The sequence below is a fragment of the Plantactinospora sp. KLBMP9567 genome, from assembly GCF_033446045.1.
Classification (GTDB): Bacteria; Actinomycetota; Actinomycetes; order Mycobacteriales; family Micromonosporaceae; genus Plantactinospora.
Window position 1 is genome coordinate 34,060 of record NZ_JAWQRR010000062.1, and the last position, 18,252, is coordinate 52,311.

General features: G+C 71.5%; 13 protein-coding genes, 1 tRNA gene and 2 pseudogenes. 2 read left to right on the forward strand and 14 right to left on the reverse strand.

Annotated features, from left to right (window positions below; all coding sequences use genetic code 11):
* Positions 1 to 102: 102 nt before the first annotated feature.
* Positions 103 to 2,499, reverse strand: a complete 2,397-nt coding sequence (locus R6Y94_RS42500) for a phosphoketolase (protein ID WP_412103003.1) — start codon at positions 2,497 to 2,499, stop codon at positions 103 to 105.
* 392 nt (positions 2,500 to 2,891) lie between these two features.
* On the opposite strand from R6Y94_RS42500, the pseudogene R6Y94_RS42505 reads away from it, so the two are divergent.
* A pseudogene (locus R6Y94_RS42505) lies at positions 2,892 to 3,609 on the forward strand (IS6 family transposase).
* A gap of 127 nt (positions 3,610 to 3,736) precedes the next feature.
* On the opposite strand, the gene R6Y94_RS42510 reads toward R6Y94_RS42505, so the two are convergent.
* A complete protein-coding gene (locus R6Y94_RS42510; protein ID WP_318402849.1) occupies positions 3,737 to 4,138 on the reverse strand; it encodes a hypothetical protein in 402 nt (133 codons plus the stop codon).
* A 167-nt stretch (positions 4,139 to 4,305) separates the two neighbouring features.
* On the opposite strand from R6Y94_RS42510, the gene R6Y94_RS42515 reads away from it, so the two are divergent.
* A complete protein-coding gene (locus R6Y94_RS42515; protein ID WP_318402851.1) occupies positions 4,306 to 5,046 on the forward strand; it encodes a tyrosine-type recombinase/integrase in 741 nt (246 codons plus the stop codon).
* An 838-nt stretch (positions 5,047 to 5,884) separates the two neighbouring features.
* Here R6Y94_RS42515 and R6Y94_RS42520 read toward each other — a convergent pair.
* From R6Y94_RS42520 to R6Y94_RS42575, 12 genes and pseudogenes are all read right to left on the reverse strand, one after another.
* Positions 5,885 to 5,958: transfer RNA gene (locus R6Y94_RS42520), tRNA-Pro, on the reverse strand.
* Positions 5,959 to 6,197: 239 nt separating this feature from the next.
* On the reverse strand, positions 6,198 to 7,604 hold the full coding sequence (der, locus tag R6Y94_RS42525; protein ID WP_412103004.1) for a ribosome biogenesis GTPase Der: 1,407 nt from the start codon (positions 7,602 to 7,604) through the stop codon (positions 6,198 to 6,200).
* A gap of 103 nt (positions 7,605 to 7,707) precedes the next feature.
* Positions 7,708 to 8,391 carry a (d)CMP kinase gene (gene cmk, locus R6Y94_RS42530; RefSeq protein WP_318402853.1) on the reverse strand — a complete coding sequence of 228 codons (684 nt, stop codon included), beginning with the start codon at positions 8,389 to 8,391 and terminating at the stop codon, positions 7,708 to 7,710.
* A 271-nt stretch (positions 8,392 to 8,662) separates the two neighbouring features.
* Positions 8,663 to 9,412 (reverse strand): pseudouridine synthase, encoded by a 750-nt coding sequence (locus tag R6Y94_RS42535; RefSeq protein WP_318402855.1) that lies wholly within the window; start codon positions 9,410 to 9,412, stop codon positions 8,663 to 8,665.
* Entirely contained in the window at positions 9,399 to 10,262 is an 864-nt protein-coding gene (gene scpB / locus R6Y94_RS42540; RefSeq protein ID WP_412103006.1) for an SMC-Scp complex subunit ScpB, read from the reverse strand. The genes R6Y94_RS42535 and scpB overlap by 14 nt, the downstream gene beginning before the upstream one ends.
* Positions 10,263 to 10,510: 248 nt before the next feature.
* Complete coding sequence (locus tag R6Y94_RS42545; RefSeq protein WP_318402859.1) at positions 10,511 to 11,809, reverse strand: ScpA family protein; 1,299 nt, start codon at positions 11,807 to 11,809, stop codon at positions 10,511 to 10,513.
* Between the two features lie 92 nt (positions 11,810 to 11,901).
* Positions 11,902 to 12,831 carry a ParA family protein gene (locus tag R6Y94_RS42550; RefSeq protein WP_278062609.1) on the reverse strand — a complete coding sequence of 310 codons (930 nt, stop codon included), beginning with the start codon at positions 12,829 to 12,831 and terminating at the stop codon, positions 11,902 to 11,904.
* A 246-nt stretch (positions 12,832 to 13,077) separates the two neighbouring features.
* Complete coding sequence (locus R6Y94_RS42555) at positions 13,078 to 14,070, reverse strand: site-specific tyrosine recombinase XerD (protein ID WP_318402894.1); 993 nt, start codon at positions 14,068 to 14,070, stop codon at positions 13,078 to 13,080.
* Positions 14,067 to 14,204 (reverse strand): hypothetical protein, encoded by a 138-nt coding sequence (locus tag R6Y94_RS42560; RefSeq protein ID WP_318402861.1) that lies wholly within the window; start codon positions 14,202 to 14,204, stop codon positions 14,067 to 14,069. The genes R6Y94_RS42555 and R6Y94_RS42560 overlap by 4 nt, the downstream gene beginning before the upstream one ends.
* Positions 14,201 to 15,316, reverse strand: a complete 1,116-nt coding sequence (gene ald, locus R6Y94_RS42565; RefSeq protein WP_318402863.1) for an alanine dehydrogenase — start codon at positions 15,314 to 15,316, stop codon at positions 14,201 to 14,203. Before ald ends, R6Y94_RS42560 begins: the two co-directional genes overlap by 4 nt.
* A gap of 219 nt (positions 15,317 to 15,535) precedes the next feature.
* Positions 15,536 to 16,144 carry an NUDIX hydrolase gene (locus tag R6Y94_RS42570; protein WP_318402865.1) on the reverse strand — a complete coding sequence of 203 codons (609 nt, stop codon included), beginning with the start codon at positions 16,142 to 16,144 and terminating at the stop codon, positions 15,536 to 15,538.
* Between the two features lie 252 nt (positions 16,145 to 16,396).
* A pseudogene (locus R6Y94_RS42575) lies at positions 16,397 to 18,133 on the reverse strand (CTP synthase); the annotation flags it as partial.
* Between the last annotated feature and the right edge of the window lie 119 nt (positions 18,134 to 18,252).

The following is an 18,252-nucleotide window of genomic DNA, read 5'->3' on the forward strand; positions in this document are numbered from 1 at the left end:
CGCCCCGGCTGCCGCCGCCGGCCCTCGATGCCGCCAACCGAACCGCGCCGGCCCGGACGATCGCACGATCGTCCGGGCCGGGTGACACACCCCCCTCCAAGGTCAGGGAGTCGAGACCGTACCGGGATCGGTCCAGCGCCACTCGGTGATCTCCGGGGCGTCCTCGCCGTGCCGGCGGGTGTGGTCACGGCAGCGCTGCCGGGCGTCGACCATCGCTTGGCGCAGGTGGGCGGCCCGGGCACCCAGGCCCGGAACGCGGTCGATCACGTCGATGACCAGGTGGTAGCGGTCGAGGTCGTTGAGCATCACCATGTCGAACGGCGTGGTCGTGGTGCCCTCCTCCTTGTATCCGCGTACGTGCAGGTTGCAATGGTTTGTCCGCCGGTACGTCAACCGGTGGATCAGCCACGGGTACCCGTGGTAGGCGAAGATGACCGGCCGGTCGGTGGTGAAGACGGTGTCGAACTGGTGGTCCGACATGCCGTGCGGGTGCTCGCTCTCCGGCTGTAGCCGCATCAGGTCGACGACGTTGACCACCCGCACCTTGAGATCGGGCAGGTGCCTGTGGAGCAGGTCGGCGGCGGCGAGAGTCTCCAGCGTCGGTACGTCGCCGGCGCAGGCCAGTACGACGTCGGGCTGCTGCCCGCCGTCGTTGCTGGCCCAGTCCCAGATGCCGAGGCCCCGCCGGCAGTGCAGCGCCGCCTCGTCCATCGAGAGCCAGTTCGGCGCCGCCTGCTTGCCCGCCACGACCACGTTGATGTAGTGCCGGCTGCGCAGGCAGTGGTTCATCGTGGAGAGCAGGGTGTTCGCGTCCGGTGGCAGGTAGACCCGGACGACCTCGGCCTTCTTGTTGACGATGTGGTCGATGAACCCGGGATCCTGGTGGGAGAAGCCGTTGTGGTCCTGCCGCCACACGTGCGAGGAGAGCAGGTAGTTCAGCGAGGCGACCGGCCGCCGCCACGGGATGTGACGGGTCACCTTGAGCCACTTCGCGTGCTGGTTGACCATCGCGTCCACGACGTGGATGAACGCCTCGTAGCTGGTGAACAGGCCGTGCCGGCCGGTGAGCAGGTAGCCCTCCAACCACCCCTGGCACAGGTGCTCCGACAGAACCTCCAGCACCCGTCCGTCCGGGGCGAGGTGGTCGTCGCCGTCACGCGGTGCGCCGAGGAACGCCCGGTCGGTGACCTCGAACGCGGCACCCAGCCGGTTGGAGGCAACCTCGTCCGGGCCGAACAGCCGGAACCGGTCCGGGTTCGCCCGGATCACGTCGCGGATCCAGCCGCCGAGCACCCGGGCGGCCTCCGCCGTCGACCCGCCCGGCCGGTCGACGGGTACCGCGTAGCTACGGAAGTCCGGCAGCACCAGGTCACGCAGGAGAACGCCGCCGTTGGCGTGCGGGTTGGCGCCCATCCGCCGCTCGCCGGTCGGCGGCAGGGCGACCAGGTCCGGGACCGGGGTGCCGGTGGCGTCGAAGAGCTCCTCCGGCCGGTACGAGCGCAGCCACTCCTCCAGTTGCCGCAGGTGCTCCGGGTTGTCCCGGACCTGCGAGATCGGCACCTGGTGGGCCCGGAAGGTCCCCTCGACCTGCTGCCCGTCGACGGTCGCGGGCCCGGTCCAGCCCTTCGGGGTACGCAGGACGACCATCGGCCAGCGCGGTCGGGTCACCTCGCCGGTGGTGCGGGCGTGCCGCTGGATCGCCGAGATGTCGTCCAGTGCCCGGTCCAGCGTCGCGGCCAGGAGCTGGTGGACCGTGGTCGGGTCGTCGCCCTCCACCACGTGGGGCTGGTAGCCGTAGCCGCGCATCAGCGCTTCCAGGTCGTCCCGGGGGATCCGGTCGAGCACGGTCGGGTTGGCGATCTTGTAGCCGTTCAGGTGCAGGATCGGTAGGACCGCGCCGTCCCTGGCGGGGTTGAGGAAGACGTTCGACAGCCAGCTCGCGGCCAGGGGGCCGGTCTCGGCCTCACCGTCGCCGATCACGCAGGCGACGAGGAGGTCGGGATTGTCGAACGCGGCGCCGTAGGCGTGCATGAGCGAGTACCCGAGTTCGCCGCCCTCGTGGATCGAGCCGGGCACCTCCGGGGCGACGTGGCTGGGGATGCCGCCGGGGAAGGAGAACTGACGGAACAGCTGGGCCATCCCGGCCTCGTCGCGGGACACCGACGGGTACAGCTCGCTGTAGGTGCCCTCCAGCCAGGTGTTCGCCACGATCGCGGGGCCGCCGTGTCCGGGACCGGTGATGTAGATGGCGTCCAGGTCACGGGCCACGATCACCCGGTTCAGGTGGGCGTAGAGCAGGCTGAGGCCGGGACTGGTGCCCCAGTGCCCGAGCAGGCGCGGCTTGATGTGCTCGCGCCGCAGGGGTTCGCGCAGCAGCGGGTTGTCCAGCAGGTAAATCTGGCCGACGGTGAGGTAGTTCGCCGCCCGCCAGTACGCGTCCAGTCGCGCCAGCTCCGCCTCGCTCAGCGGCGCCGTCGTCGTCTCCAGGGTCGTCTCCATGAGTGCGGCCTCTCGCAGGTAGGGAGGGAACGTGCCTCCCAGCCTGGTCGGGGCCTCGGCTGCCAGACAGGGGCTATGGTCCCGTTGGTCCGGGCCGGACGAACCGAGGCCCGCGCGGCGGCGTGTTCGCCCTCGCCAACCATCCGGGCCGATTCCTATCGGACCCGGCCCGGTGGTGTCCGACGTGCGGCCGGGTCGGCTACCGGCCGGTCGGGTCGGGCGTGATGCGGAAGACCGGGAAACCTGCCACCACCCGCTCGAACTCTCCCAGCGGTGCCTCCCGCTCGACCGGAATGTGCGGGCGGGCGCCGGGGGCCAGCTGGAGATAGCGGCGCAGGGTCTGTTGCGTTGGGCGAGAGGCAGGTCGGCTACTGATGTGATCAGCTGCGCTGATGAGGTCGGCTGCCCCTTCCCGGTCCCGGTCTCCGCCGTCCTCAGCGTTCGCCGGGTTCCGGTTACCGCCCGAAGTGATCGTTCTCGCGATCCGCTGGTACCTCCGGTTCAACCTCTCGTACCGTGACGTCGAGGAACTCCTGGCCGAACGCGGGGTCGAGGTTGATCACGTCACCGTCTACCGATGGGTGCAAAGGTTCACCCCGCTACTGGCCGACGCCGCCCTGTTCTGTCGTCACGCACCGGGCGACCGGTGGTTCGTCGACGAGACCTACGTCAAAGTCAACGGGATCTGGCGCTACGTCTACCGGGCCGTCGATCAGCACGGGCAGGTCATCGACGTGCTCGTATCGCAGCGTCGGGACGCCGCCACGGCCCGACGGTTCTTCCGCAGGGCGCTGGCCACGCTGAAGGTCACACCGACCGAGGTGGTCACCGACGCCGCCCCGTCTACCCCGGGTACTTGATGAACTGGTGCCGTCGGCGTGGCATCACGTCGAGCGGTACGCCAACAACCCGATCGAAGCCGACCACAGCCGCCTCAAGCACCGACTGAAACCGATGCGCGGACTCCGCACCGACCGGACAGCCCAAGTGATCATGGCCGGACATGCCTTCGTCCAGAACCTCCGCCGAGGACACTACGAGTTCGCCACCGACACCCCACCCTCAGGCCGGGTCGCCTCAGCATTCACCGAGCTGGCCCAGGCGATCTGACCTGAGCTGCCAACGCGGCTGACCTCGCCCGTCAAACCGCGAACGCAACAGCCCCGTCTTTCTGCCTTCCTGGAACGTGCCGGTGTGCCCACCAGCGGCGGGCACACCGGGCGTGCGAGAGCATCGGTCAGCTGACGCTGACGCAGCTGTACGGGACCCAGCCCAGTACGCCGAAGAAGTAGATCGCGGCGTAGAAGTCGCCACCACCGCAGAGGGTGTGCGGGGTGCCTACGGCGCCCTGGAAGAAGCCGCCGTAGCAGGGCGCCGACGAACCGCTACCCGGTCCGGGCCAGAGGTAGCCCCACGCCGCGCTGCTGGTGCTTGGCTGGTTGTGGACGTAAAGGATGTTGGTGGAGATGTTCGTGACTGTGCAGGCATCGGCCGCCGCCGGAGCCGGCGCTCGTCGGCTCTCACCGGCACCGCCGTCGGCTCGTGCCGAAGTGGCGCCGAGCAGTACGAGCGACGTGGCGAGTGCGGTGACGACCCCGCAGATCGTAGCTCGGTTCCGGAGGAGTGATCGCTTGGTCATAAGTGCCTCCCTGGCTCTTTGTCGACCGGTACAGCGAGTAGGTCAGAAAGATTCGCGAACCGAGGAATCGGGCCGCTTTCCCTACAAGATGCTCGACGACGACCCGCTGATGCGTCCGACAAGGATTGTTTCGAGCCAGCTTCTGCCACGGCACACCTTGACCGGGTATGACGGGCGAGGGTGCCGCGTTCGGCGCTGATCGGGTCGGACTCTGCCCGGCTCGGCGCGTGCGGGGCGCTTCGGGCCGCCCGCCCGCCGCCGGTCCGGTTGCGTCCATGGGAGTGGTGTACGACATGCCTGGTCACGGGACGACGCGCTACAACTACCTCCTCGCCGTTGCGCAACTGGGCCGGTACCTCGTCGACGACGGTCAACGGGAGGCGGCAGGCACGCCGACAGCCGTGACTCGACGGCACGTCGAGGCCTTTCAAGCGTGGATGATCACAACCCGGTCGCCGGCCACGGCGCTGAACAAACACAAGGCCCTGCAGCAGTTCTTCAAGTGGCTCACGGTCGACGAGGAGGAGATCGACCAGTCGCCAATGCTGCGGGTGCGGCAACCCAAGACGCCGAAGCGCCTCATCCCGATCATTCGGGACGAGGACACCAAGAAGCTGCTCGACACGTGCAAAGGCAAGGACTTCGTCCACGTCCGCGACGAGGCGATCATCCGGCTGCTGGCCAACACCGGAGCCCGGTTGTCCGAGGTGGCGAACGTGCACATCGACGATGTCGACCTGTCACTGGATACGGTGCGCTACCACGGCAAGGGTGCCACAAGGACCGCCGGGTTCGGCTCGCGCCCAAGACCGCTCGGGCGGTCAGCCCCTACCTGCGCGCCCGCGGCGGCCACAAGGGCTTCGGGCTATCCGACCTGTGGCTGGCGGTACGCGGCACGCAGCCGCTGACCGCCAACGGCATCAAGCTCATGCTCAAACGGCGGGGTCTGCGCGCCGGGGTCGATGGCGTGCACGCCCACCGCTGGCGGCACACCTACGCACACGAATGGAAGCTGGCCGGGGGGAGACACCGGTGATTTGATGCTGGTGCTCGGCTGGACGTCCGAGGACATGCCACGCCACTACGGCGCCAGCGCTGCCGCCGAGCGGGCCCAGCAGATACAAGCCCGGATGCGAATCGGTGAACGTGTCTGACCACGAAGGGAAGCCGCAGACAGGCGGGCGTGGAGCAGAGACGGGCATCACCCCGCTGCAGCGCCGCCGCCGGGCCGCATCGCCGCACATGCCTCCTGGGCCAACACCAGCGACCGCACGGCCCGCACCTCCCCCGGCACCAGAGCATTCCTCAAGCGGTTCGAGCGCCAGGTCGACCCCGACGGCGCGCTGCCCGACGAAGTCCGCGCCGCCATGGCCAAACACGCACGCACCGCGTACATGCTGCAACTGGCTGAACGCTCGGCGGCGGCACGCCGCCACCGAGCCCGATCCCAGGACCCTTGATTGCGCCGAGGTCGTGTACACGGCCGAAACTAGACGCATGGGCTATGAGCTCAGGTTTCGTCTGACTGCGGCACGACCGGTTCGTGACGTCCGTTGCCGTACCTGATCGTGGTTCGGATGTTCGGCTGGCTCCCGCGCCCTCGTGCGAAGCGATGCCGTCAAGCGGAGTTGCTGGTGCTACGGCATGAAGTCGCCGTGTTGCGCCGCGAGGCCGTCCCGGGCATTCATGCCGAGCAATGAGAAGAGGGCTCCCTCAAGTCCCTGACCTGCGGAAACCCTCTCGCTGTCGGGACGGCCGGATTCGAACCGACGACCCCTTGACCCCCAGTCAAGTGCGCTACCAAACTGCGCCACGTCCCGCTCCCGCCCGGCGCACCGTGCGACAGCCGGTACAGCGTAGCGCAGCACCGTTTCGTACGCGCAACGGCCTGCCGCCCTCCGTCGCCGAGGTCGTCCCTTCACTCCCCACCACAACCCCTACCGCGTCCTAGGAAGATAGGTCATTACCAGGAGCCACAGAGTGTGATCGTCGCGGGCGGTCCGCTGGCGGAGCGGCGCGACGGGATGGACCTCGCGAGACGACGGACCTGCGGCGAGGCTCAGCCGTGCGGCTTGCCCCGCCCACCGGCACCGATCTTCTTGCGGGGGCGTACCGACACCTCCACCGGGCTGCCCTCGAAGCCGAACTCCTCGCGGAGCTTGCGTTCGACGAACCGCTGGTAGCCGGCGTCCAGCGGGCCGGTGGTGAAGAGCACGAACCGGGGAGGGCAGGTACCGGCCTGGGTGGCAAAGAGCACCCGCGGCGCCCGGCCGCCCCGCACCGGGTGCGGCGTCGCCTGCACCAGCGCGGTCAGCCACTGGTTGAGCTGCCCGGTCGGGACCCGGGTCTCCCAACTGGCCAGCGCGGTACGCAGCGCCGGGGCGAGCTTGTCCACCGCCCGTCCGGTCTTCGCCGAGACGTTGATCCGGATCGCCCAGGGAATTCGACGCAGCTCGCGCTCGATCTCCTTGTCCAGGTAGTAGCGGCGGTCCGCGTCGACCAGGTCCCACTTGTTGAAGGCAATCACCAGGGCCCGGCCGGTCTCGGTGACCGTGGTGAGGATCCGCTGGTCCTGCTCGCTGATCGGCTCGCTGGCGTCGAGCAGCACCACCGCCACCTCGGCCGCCTCGATCGCCGCCGCGGTACGCAGGCTCGCGTAGTACTCCGTGCCGCTGGCCTTGCCGACCCGCTTACGCAGCCCGGCGGTGTCCACCAGCTGCCAGACCTCCCCGCCGATCTCGACCAGGCTGTCGACCGGGTCGACGGTGGTGCCGGCGACCGAGTCGACCACCGCCCGCTCCTCCTTGGCGAGCCGGTTGAGCAGGCTGGACTTGCCGACGTTGGGTCGGCCGACCAGGGCCACCCGGCGCGGCCCGCGCGGGCCCGCCTCGGTGACCGGCGGCGCGTCGGGCAGCGCCTCGAGGATCGCGTCGAGCAGATCGCCGGAGCCCCGACCGTGCAGCGCGGAGACCGGCCGTGGCTCGCCCAGCCCGAGCGACCACAGCGAGGTCGCCTCGATCTCCACGGCCGTGTTGTCGGCCTTGTTGGCGACCAGCAGCACGGGCTTGGCGCTGCGCCGGAGCATGCGTACGGCGGCCTCGTCGACATCGGTGGCTCCGACCGTGGCGTCGACCACGAACAGCACCACGTCGGCGGTGGCGACGGCGTTCTCAGCCTGCCCGGCGATGGCGGCGGCCCGGTCCCTCGCGTCCGGCTCCCAGCCGCCGGTGTCGACCACCGTGAACTGCCGCCCCGACCACTGCGCGTCGTACGGGACCCGGTCCCGGGTCACCCCCGGGGTGTCCTCCACCACCGCCTGCCGGCGGCCGATAATTCGGTTCACCAGCGTCGACTTGCCGACGTTGGGTCGCCCGACCACCGCCACCACCGGCACCGGACCGGTCGGCTCGGCCTCGTCGACGACATCCGGCTCCCGCAGCTCGACCCAACCGTCCCCCGCGTTCACGCCGCCTCCTCAACTGCACCGCCGGGGAAGACCCCGACGGCATCGCCGCACCGGGTGCTACCCCGGTCGTCCACTACCGCACCGATCCTGCCGATCCACTGCCTCACTGGCCTGGCCGCCGCTCGGTGAGCAGGTCACGCAGCCGGGCGACCACCTCGTCGACGCCCAGTGCGGTGGTGTCCAGCACCACCGCGTCCGGGGCCTGCCGCAGTGGGTCCGCGGCCCGGGTGGAGTCGAGCCGGTCCCGCCGGGCCAGGTCAGCGGCAGTGGCGGTCGGGTCGGCGGCGTTCTCCGCGCTGCGCCGCAGCGCCCGTGCCTCGGCCGAGGCGGTGAGGTAGACCTTGAGGTCGGCGCCGGGCGCCACCACCGAGCCGATGTCCCGACCCTCGACCACGATCCGGCCGGCCGCGTCGATCATTTCACGCTGCTGCCTCACGAGCAGTTCCCGTACCGCGGGCACGGCCGACACCGCAGAGACCGCGGTCGTCACCTCCGGGCCCCGGATCTCCCGGTCGACGGCGATGCCGTCGGCGGTCACGCTCGGCGCCTCCGGGTCCACCCCGATCTTCAGGTCGGTCTCCCCCGCCACCTTGGCCACCGCCTCGGCGTCCTGCGGGTCGACCCCGGAGCGCAACACCGCCCAGGTGACGGCCCGGTACATCGCCCCGGTGTCGAGGTAACGGGCGCCGAGCGCGCCGGCCAGCCGGCGGGAGACGGTGGACTTCCCCGAACCGGACGGGCCGTCCACGGCAACCACACATCGCCCGGTCCGTACCTTTTCCGCCACCGTTCCTCCTCCACCGATCCCCTGGGCGATACGCCCGGCACTGCCGAGTTCCGCGGGCAGCCGGCCGTGGCGGCGCCGCCGCGTTCGCTGTCCATCATGCCCCGTCCGCCGGACGGGCCCGCGCCCGACACCGGAGGCAGCGGCCCAGCACACGGTCACCTCCGGCGGGTCCGGCCGGCGGCCGCCCCAAACACCCGTCGCCGCCGGCCGCCGGGCAACCGCGTCCGGCCGAGGTCAGGCCCGGCCGGTGTCAGTCACCGACCGGCCGGTGTCAGTCACCGACCGCTTTGAAGAGCGCGGCGACCTCGGCATTGGTCAACCGGCGGGTACGCCCGGGCCGCAGGTCCCCGAGCCGGATCGGACCGATGGCGGTACGCACCAGCCGGGACACCGGGTGCCCGACCTCCTCGAGCAGCCGCCGGACGATGTGCTTGCGGCCTTCGTGCAGGGTCAGCTCCACCTGGGCGGTACGTCCCAACGTGTCCACCAGGCGGAACTCGTCCACCCGGGCCACCCCGTCGGACAGCTCGACGCCGGCCTTCAACCGCCGGCCGGCACTGCGGGACAGCGGCCCCGCCACCTCGCACAGATAGGTCTTCTGCACCCCGTACGACGGGTGCATCAGCCGGTGCGCCAGCGTGCCGTCGTTGGTCAGCAGCAGCAGTCCCTCGCTGTCGGCGTCGAGTCGACCGACGTGGTAGACCCGTTCCTCCACCCGGCCGAGGAAGTCCGCCAGCGCGGTGCGACCCTTCTCGTCCGCCATCGTCGACACCACGCCGCGCGGCTTGTTCATGGCCAGATAGACCAGCCGGGTGTCGGTGACGAGCCGCTCACCGTCGACGTAGATGACGGCGGTGGCGGGGTCGACCTTGTCGCCGAGCTGCGCGACCCGCCCGTCGACGGTGACCCGGCGCCGGAAGATCAGGTCCTCGCAGGCACGCCGGGAGCCGACGCCGGCCGCGGCAAGCACCTTCTGCAGGCGCTCCACACCGGGGGCATCGGAATTGTCATCGCGGGGCATCGGCTATCTCTTCCACGTCGTCGGGCAGGAACGGGGCCAGCGGGGGCAACTGGGCGACGGTGTCCAGCCCGAGTTTCTCCAGGAACAGCGTCGTGGTCCGGTACAGGAACGCTCCGCTCTCCGGCTCGGTGCCGCACTCCTCCACCAGACCGCGAGTGACCAGGGTACGGATCACCCCGTCACAGTTGACACCCCGGATGGCCGAGATCCGCGACCGGGTCACCGGCTGCTTGTAGGCGACCACGGCGAGGGTCTCCAGGGCCGCCTGGGTCAACCGGACGGACTGCCCGTCCAGCACGAACCGCTCGACGTAGGTCGCGTATTCCGGCCGGGTGTAGAGCCGCCAGCCACCCGCGGCCCGGCGCAGCTCGAAGCCGTGCCCAGCCGCCGTGTAACCGGCGGACAACCGCTGCAGCATGGCCGAGATCCGCTCGGTCGGCTGCTCCAGCACCTGCGCCAGCAGGATCTCCGTGACCGGCTCGTCCACCACCAGCAGGATGGCCTCCAAGGCGCCGCGCAGCTCGTCGTCGTCGATCAGCGCCAGCGCCGTGGCCCGCCGGCCGGCTCCGCCCGGCACCGGCGCCGCCGCCGGCTCGCCGGCCGCGTCCGGACCGGCATCCTCGGGTACGCCCACCGCCTCGTCCGGCTCGGCACCGCGTTTCTCGCCGCCGGGCCTCTGCCCGGCCTGCTCCACTACCGCTACGTCCTCGTCGGCAGGGTGCGCCACGCCGGTCGGCCCATCGGCAAGACCCGCCACGCCGGTCGGCTCGTCGACAACCTCCCGGGCTGGGAACTGCTGACGCTCCGCAACCGAGTCCGAGCCCTCGACCGGCACATCCTGCTCTGCCACCGGCGCACCCGGCGCCTCGCCGCGCGCGCCCGGGCCTTCGACAGCGGAGCCGATGGCCTCGATCCGGGAGCCGATGGCCTCGACCGAGCGGTCCCGCGATTCGCCGGAGGAATTTTCAGCCTCGCCCTCAACCGGAGAGTCGGAGGTCTCGGCGGGGGGCTGCGGCGACGCGCTCCCGGCCGGCCGTTCCCACGGTGGCACCCAGGCCGCCGCCTGCTCGGCCAGCGAGTCGGGCCGTCTTTCGCTGGTCACCGTGTTTCCTCCTGCGTCTCGTCCCCGGTCGCCGTCCCGTCCGACTCGGTCCCGGCCGACTCAGTCCCGGCCGACTCAGTCCCGGCCGACTCAGTCCCGGCCGACTCAGTCAGATCCGGACCGGTGGCCGTCAGGTCCGGTCCGGTCGCCGCCCCGTCCGGCTCGGTCCCGACCGGTCCGGTGCCACTCTCCGCCGGTACCGCCGGTTCGGCACCGCCGGCCGATGGCTCCGGTGGTGCCGGCGCACCCGCGTACTCGTCGATGTCGAGTTCGGCGCCGCCGTCCTCGGGACCGGTCCACCGTACGGTCAGCTCACCGAGCGCCTCCACCTGGGCGAACCCGACCAGCCCCTCCCGGTAGAGTTCCAGCAGGGCCAGGAACCGGGCGACCACCTCAAGGGTGGATTCGCAATCCGCGCAGAGTACCCGGAAAGTGGCTATGCCGGCCCGGCGGAGCCGGTCGCGCAACAGCGCGGCGTGTTCCCGGACACTCACCCGGACCATGTGCACGTGGTCGATGGAGACCACCGGCGCCTTCTTCGGAGTCATCGCCTTGACCGCAAGCGCGGCGAGCCGGTCCGCCCCGATCCCGAGCACCAGGTCCGGCAGCGCCTCGGCGTACCGCGGTTCCAGGGCGACGGCGCGGGGGTAGCGCCGGGAGCCGACCGCCTCCAGCTCGGCGATGTGCCCGGATGCCTCCTTGAACGCCTTGTACTGCAACAGCCGGGCGAAGAGCAGGTCCCGGGCCTCCAGCAGGGCCAGGTCCTCCTCGTCCTCCACCTGGGCGGCCGGCAGCAGCCGGGCGGCCTTGAGGTCGAGCAGGGTCGCGGCGACGACGAGGAACTCGCTCGCCTCGTCCAGGTCCCAGTCGTCCCCCATCGCCCGGATGTACGCGATGAACTCGTCGGTGACCCGGTGCAGCGCGACCTCGGTCACATCGAGCTTGTGCTTGCCGATGAGCTGGAGCAGCAGGTCGAAGGGACCGGTGAAGTTCGCCAGCCGTACGGTGAAGCCCCCCGCCGCCTCGGCCTCGGCGTGCGCCGGATCGGCGGTCGGGTCCACCGGGACCGCGTCCTGACCGGTGGCCGTGAGCGCGTCCCGGTCGGCGGCGACCGGCGGCTCGTCGGCATCGACCGTCCCGGCCGGCAGCGAGTCGGGCGAGGGCAACGGTGGATCCGACGCGGGCGGCCGCGGGTCCGGCGCGGCCGGGGAGGTGGGCGGGGAACTCACCCGACGACCGTAGTCCACCGGTTCCGGACCGTCAGCCATCAGCGTCGCTCCGGTACCGTCACTCACCCGATGATCCTCGACACGGCGGGCACCGACCCGGGCCCGGACAGACGAAACGCGAGACCGCCGGCCGACGTCGGCCGGAACCGCCCGCCTGACTACCGCTCGGCCTGCGCGGCGATCACCTCTCGGGCGAGCTGGCGGTAGTTGCGGGCTCCGGAGGAGGCCGGATCCAGCGTGGTGATCGGCGCACCCGCGACCGTGGACTCGGGGAACTTGACCGTCTTGGTGATCACGGTCTGGTAGACCTTGTCACCGAACGCCTCCACCACCCGCTGGAGCACCTGACGACAGTGCGTGGTGCGGCTGTCGTACATGGTGGCGAGGATGCCCTCCAGCTCCAGGTCGAAGTTGAGCCGTTCGCGGACCTTGTCGATGGTGTCCAGCAGCAGGGCCACGCCACGGAGGCTGAAGAACTCGCACTCCAGCGGGATGAGCACGCCGTCGGCCACGGTGAGGGCGTTGATGGCGAGCAGGCCCAGCGACGGCTGGCAGTCGATCAGGACGTAGTCGTATTCCTTGCGGATCGACTTCAGCACCCGGGCCAGTGCCATCTCCCGGGCGACCTCGTTGACGAGCTGGATCTCGGCGGCCGAGAGGTCGATGTTGGCCGGCAACAGGTGCAGCCCGGCGACGTCCGTCTTGATCAGCACGTCCTCGGCGGTGACGTCGTCCTGCATGAGCAGGTTGTAGACCGACAGGTCTAGGTTGTGCGGGTTGACGCCCAGGCCGACCGAGAGCGCCCCCTGCGGGTCGAAGTCGACCAGCAGCACGCGGCGGCCGTATTCGGCCAGTGCGGCGCCGAGGTTGATGGTCGTGGTGGTCTTGCCCACCCCGCCCTTCTGGTTGGCCATCGCGATGATCCGGGCCGGCCCGTGCTGGTCGGTCGGCATCGGCTCGGGGATCGGCTTGCGGATCGTGTACGCGGCCGGGTCGGCCGGACCCAACTCGGCACCGAGATCCAGGGCGGACTGCTGCTCGCGCAGGCTTGAGGTCCACGCCTCGGCACGGTCAGCGTTTCCAGCCATGTCCTCGTACGCCCCCTCCCGACGACTGCCCGGCGTCGGAGCCGAACGGTGTCCTGTGCGGCGCCGCCGCGAACCTCGATTGCCGCCTCACGAGGCCGCGCCAGATCCCGACTCTACGCCACGTCGCAGCACCGTAGTGGGCACCGTCTCGGCGTGTCGAACCGGCCGCCGACTGCCACGACCCGACCGGGATCGCACCCGCCGCCCGACAGTACCCCGCCGGCGGGGCGGCCGGGATCGCCCGGGTCAGCCGCGTGCCCGGGGATGCGCGGTGGCGTACACCTCACGGAGCCGGTCCACGGTGACCAACGTGTACACCTGGGTGGTGGTCACCGAGGCGTGCCCGAGCAGTTCCTGCACCACCCGGACGTCGGCGCCGCCGTCGAGCAGGTGGGTGGCGTACGAGTGCCGCAGCGTGTGCGGGGAGACCGCGCGCGGCCCGTCCACCGGCAGTCCGGCCCGGACGGCGGCGCGGCGCAGAATGGTCCAGGCGCTCTGCCGCGACAGCGGGCCACCCCGGGCGTTGAGGAAGACCGTCGGCACACCCCGTCCGGCGGCGGCCAGCGTCGGCCGGGCCCGGACCAGATAGGCCCGCACCGCCTCGGCGGCGTATCCGCCGACCGGTACCAGCCGGCTCCGGCCGCCCTTGCCGTGCAACAGCACCGAGCCGTCGGTCAGGTCGAGGTCGTCGATCGCCGCGCCGACCGCCTCGGAGATCCGCGCGCCGGTGCCGTACAGGAATTCCAACAGGGCCCGGTCCCGCAGCGACAGCGCGGCGCGGGGCCCGGTCGCGTCGACCGCTCCGGCGGTCTCCAGCAACGTGACCACCTCGGTGACGTCCAGCGCCCGGGGCAGCCGCCGGGGCGGGACCGGCGGGCGTACGTCCCGACTCGCGTCCTGGCCGACCAGGCCCTCCCGGACCGCGAACCGGTGCAGGCCACGGACCGCGCTGGCGGCCCGGGCCGCGGACGCCGCCGCCAGCGGCGGGTGGCCGTCCGCCCCGGCCCGCAGCCGGGCCACGTGCGCGGCGATCTCGGCCGGCCCGACCGCCGCCAGCTCCTCGACGCCGCCGGCGGCCAGTGTCGCCAGATACCGTTCCAGATCCCGGCGGTACGAGCTGAGCGTGTTCGCCGACAGCCCGCGCTCGACGGTGAGGTGGTCGAGGTAGCCGCGCACGGCACGGCGCAGTGCCGGCGACGGTTCGGGCCCGTCACCGGCCGGCTGCGGCGGCGCGGTCAGGCCGGCCCCCGGCCGTCCCGCGCGGCGGCACCCACCCCCGGTGCCGCGGCACCACCGAGCCCCAGCGCCGCAGCACCACCGAGCCCCAGCGCCGCAGCACCACCGAGCCCCAGCGCCGGTCCCGGGCGGCTCATCCGAGGACGTCCGCCAGCGGCAGGGTGGCCATCCCGTGCGCCTCGGCGACCGGGCCGTAGGTGACCTGCCCGGCGTGGGTGTTCAGCCCGAGCGCGAGCGCCGGGTCGCGGCGCAGCGCCTCCCGCCAGCCGTGGTTGGCCAGTTCGAGGGCGTACGGCAGGGTGACGTTGGTCAGCGCGTACGTGCTGGTGTGCGGGACGGCACCGGGCATGTTCGCCACGCAGTAGAACAGCGACTGGTGCACCGGGTAGACCGGGTCGTCGTGGGTGGTCGGCCGGGAGTCCTCGAAGCAGCCGCCCTGGTCGATCGAGATGTCCACCAGTACGCTGCCGGACTTCATCCGGGAGACCAGCTCGTTGCTGATCAGCGTCGGCGCCTTGGCACCCGGCACCAGCACCGCGCCGATCACCAGGTCGGCGTCGAGGACGGCCCGCTCGATCTCGTAGGTGTTCGACGCCACCGTCTGCAGGTGGCCCCGGTAGATGGCGTCGGCCTGGCGGAGCTGGTTGACCGCCCGGTCCAGCAGCAGCACCTCGGCCTGCAGGCCGAGCGCGATCGCGGCGGCGTTCCGGCCGGACACCCCGGCGCCGATCACCACGGTCTTCGCGGCGTACACCCCGGAGACGCCGCCCATCAGCACGCCGCGCCCGCCGCCGGAGCGCATCAGGTGGTACGCCCCCACCTGCGGGGCGAGCCGGCCGGCGACCTCGGACATCGGGGCGAGCAGCGGCAGCGACCGGTCGGGCAGCTCGACGGTCTCGTACGCGATCCCGGTCACCCTCCGGTCCAGCAGCGCGTCGGTGCACGCCTTCGAGGCGGCCAGGTGCAGGTAGGTGAAGAGCACCTGCCCCTCGCGCATCCGGTGGTACTCCTCGGCGACCGGCTCCTTGACCTTCAGCACCAGTTCGGCGACGCCCCACACCTCGTCGGCGTCGCCCAGGATCGTGGCCCCGGCGGCCGCGAACTCGGCGTCGGTGATGGACGACCCGGCTCCGGCGCCGCTCTCCACGTACACCTGGTGGCCGGCACGGACGAACTCGTGCACCCCGGCCGGGGTGATGGCCACCCGGTACTCGCGGTTCTTGACCTCGCGCGGAATTCCGACCTTCACGATTCCGACACCTCTCTCCGGGGCTACCGGCCCCGGCCGCGCGACGCGCGGCGGCTCCGTTGCCACCGCGTCCACCGTCCCGCCCGCGGAAGTCTAGGACCGGGGCGGTGTTCCGGCAGCCAGCATTGTGACAGCGGGTAACCGGCAACCTTGACGGTATGTCAGCCACGGCGATCCGGCGAACCGGCCGGGACCGTCGGGCGATGGCGGTGACGGTGGTCAGGGCAGCGGCGAGTCGGCGGGGCGGAGTCCGGCCCAGCCCCGGTCCCGGGAGCGGGCCGCCGCCAGCACCCCGGCGACACAGGCCACGTTGGTGATCTCGCCCGCCAGGACCATCGAGACCGCCTCGTCCAGGTCGACCCGGATCACCTCCAGCCCGGCCTCCTCGTCGCGCCGCTCGTGCCGCTGCTCGGGCGGCACCTCGGAGAGTTCCCGGGCCAGGAAGATCCGGATCAGCTCGTCCGAGTACCCCGGTGAGGTGTGCACGTCCACCAGCAGGTCCAGCCGGCCGGCGACGAGATCCGCCTCCTCGGCCAGCTCCCGCAGCGCGCCCGCCGACAGTGCCTCACCCGCGACGTCGGTCAGCCCGGCGGGCAGCTCCCAGATCACCCGGCGCAGCGGGTGGCGGTACTGCCGGATCAGTACCGCCCGCCCCCGCTCGTCCAGGGCGAGCACCCCGACCGCCCCGACGTGCCGTACGTAGTCCCGGGGCACCACCCGGCCGCCCGGCATCGCCACCTGGTCGGTGACCACCGAGAAGACCTTGCCCCGGAACTGTTCCCGTCGCTCGCGCACCTCGTAGCCGTGCCCGTCGGCCCGACCGTTCACGCCCGCACCGCCACCCCTCGACCCCGCACGCCAGCACCACACCGCGCCGGATCCACCCCGGCACCGCCACAGCCCGACGGGTCCACGCCGGCACCGCCACAGCCCGACGGGTTCACGCCGGCACCGCCGCGCCGGCCGGAGCGCCGGTCACGACGACGAACCCGCCTTCGCCGACCGGACCTGCCCGTTCTGTCCGGCGGCCCCCTCCGGCTCGGCGAGGTCCGCCAGCTCGGACCGCTCCCCCGCCAGCCTGGTAGCGGCGGCCCCCGCTCCGGAAACCCCGGTGCCGGTCGACCCGGCGCCGGCCGCCGGTGCCAGCTCCACCGGGAGCTGGTCCGCCGACGAGTACGCGACGACCGCGCCGACGAACGCGGCGAACAGCGGGTGCGGCCGGGTCGGCCGGCTCTTCAGCTCCGGATGCGCCTGGGTCGCCACGAAGAACGGGTGCAGCGACCGGTCCAGTTCGACGAACTCGACCAGCCGGCCGTCCGGGGAGGTACCGGAGATGTGCAGACCCGCCTTGGTCAGCGCGTCCCGGTAGGCGTTGTTCACCTCGTACCGGTGCCGGTGCCGCTCGCTGACCTCGGTGTCCCCGTACGCCTGCGCGACCACCGAGCCCTCGGTCAGCCGCGCTGGGTACGCGCCCAGCCGCATGGTGCCGCCCAGGTCACCCCGGCCGGCGACGATGTCCTCCTGGTCGGCCATGGTGGCGATCACCGGGTGTTTGGCCTTCTCGTCGAACTCCAGCGAGTTGGCGCCGTCCAGTCCGGCCAGGTGCCGGGCCGCCTCGATGGTCATGCACTGGAGGCCGAGGCAGAGGCCGAGGATGGGGATGGCGTTCTCCCGGGCGTACCGGGCGGCGCCGATCTTGCCCTCGATGCCGCGTACCCCGAACCCGCCGGGGATGACGATGCCGTCGACACCGGCCAGCGCGGCCGCCGCGCCGGAGGTGGTGACACAGTCGTCGCTCGGCACCCAGTGCAACTCCACCCGGGCCCGGTGGCCGAACCCGGCGGCCCGGATCGCCTCGCTCACCGACAGGTACGCGTCGGGCAGGTCGACGTACTTGCCGACCAGCGCGACCCGGACGGTGTGGTGCGGGTGGTGCACCCGCTCCAGCAGGTCGTCCCAGCTCTGCCAGTCGACGTCCCGGAACGACAGCCCGAGCCGGCGCACCACGTACGCGTCCAGGCCCTCCCGGTGCAGCACCTTCGGGATGTCGTAGATGCTCGGCGCGTCCGGGGCGGCGATCACCGCCTCCCGGTCGACGTCGCAGTAGAGCGACAGCTTGTGCTTGAGCTTGTCCGGGATCTCCCGGTCCGAGCGGCAGACGATGGCGTCCGGCTGGATACCGATGTTGCGCAGTTGGGCGACCGAGTGCTGGGTGGGCTTGGTTTTCAGCTCCCCCGACGGCGCCAGGTACGGCACCAGCGACACGTGCAGGTAGAAGCAGTTGTCCCGGCCCAGGTCGTGCCGGACCTGCCGGATCGCCTCCAGGAACGGCAGCGACTCGATGTCGCCGACCGTGCCGCCGACCTCGGTGATCACCACGTCCGGGGTACGGCCGTCCTCGTCCGGATCGGCCATGGCCAGAATCCGGGCCTTGATCTCGTTGGTGATGTGCGGGATCACCTGCACGGTGTCCCCGAGGTACTCGCCCCGGCGCTCCTTCGCGATCACCTCGGAGTAGATCTGCCCGGTGGTGACGTTCGCCTTGCCGGAAAGCGCCCGGTCGAGGAACCGCTCGTAGTGCCCGACGTCGAGGTCGGTCTCGGCGCCGTCGTCGGTGACGAAGACCTCACCGTGCTGGAACGGGTTCATGGTGCCGGGGTCGACGTTCAGGTAGGGGTCGAGCTTCTGCATCACGACCCGAAGGCCCCGCGCCGTGAGGAGGTTTCCGAGGCTGGAGGCGGTCAGGCCCTTACCGAGTGAGGAGGCAACCCCACCGGTGACGAAAATATGCCTGGTCGTCCGTACTGAAGGGGCCAAGGCCTGCTCCCGTGGTCGTCTGTCGCGGTCGTGCGAACCGGTGTCGGATCAACGAAGTGATCCACGCGATCCACGGGATTCCACGGTAACACCAACCTCGCCCGGTCCGCCGGGGGCAC

Coding starts and splice junctions, on each gene's coding strand:
- R6Y94_RS42500 (WP_412103003.1), bottom strand. CDS start 2,499: ATGGAGACGACCCTGGAGACGACGACGGCGCCGCTGAGCGAGGCGGAG.
- R6Y94_RS42510 (WP_318402849.1), bottom strand. CDS start 4,138: ATGACCAAGCGATCACTCCTCCGGAACCGAGCTACGATCTGCGGGGTC.
- R6Y94_RS42515 (WP_318402851.1), top strand. CDS start 4,306: ATGACGGGCGAGGGTGCCGCGTTCGGCGCTGATCGGGTCGGACTCTGC.
- R6Y94_RS42535 (WP_318402855.1), bottom strand. CDS start 9,412: ATGCCCCGCGATGACAATTCCGATGCCCCCGGTGTGGAGCGCCTGCAG.
- R6Y94_RS42550 (WP_278062609.1), bottom strand. CDS start 12,831: ATGGCTGGAAACGCTGACCGTGCCGAGGCGTGGACCTCAAGCCTGCGC.
- R6Y94_RS42560 (WP_318402861.1), bottom strand. CDS start 14,204: ATGAGCCGCCCGGGACCGGCGCTGGGGCTCGGTGGTGCTGCGGCGCTG.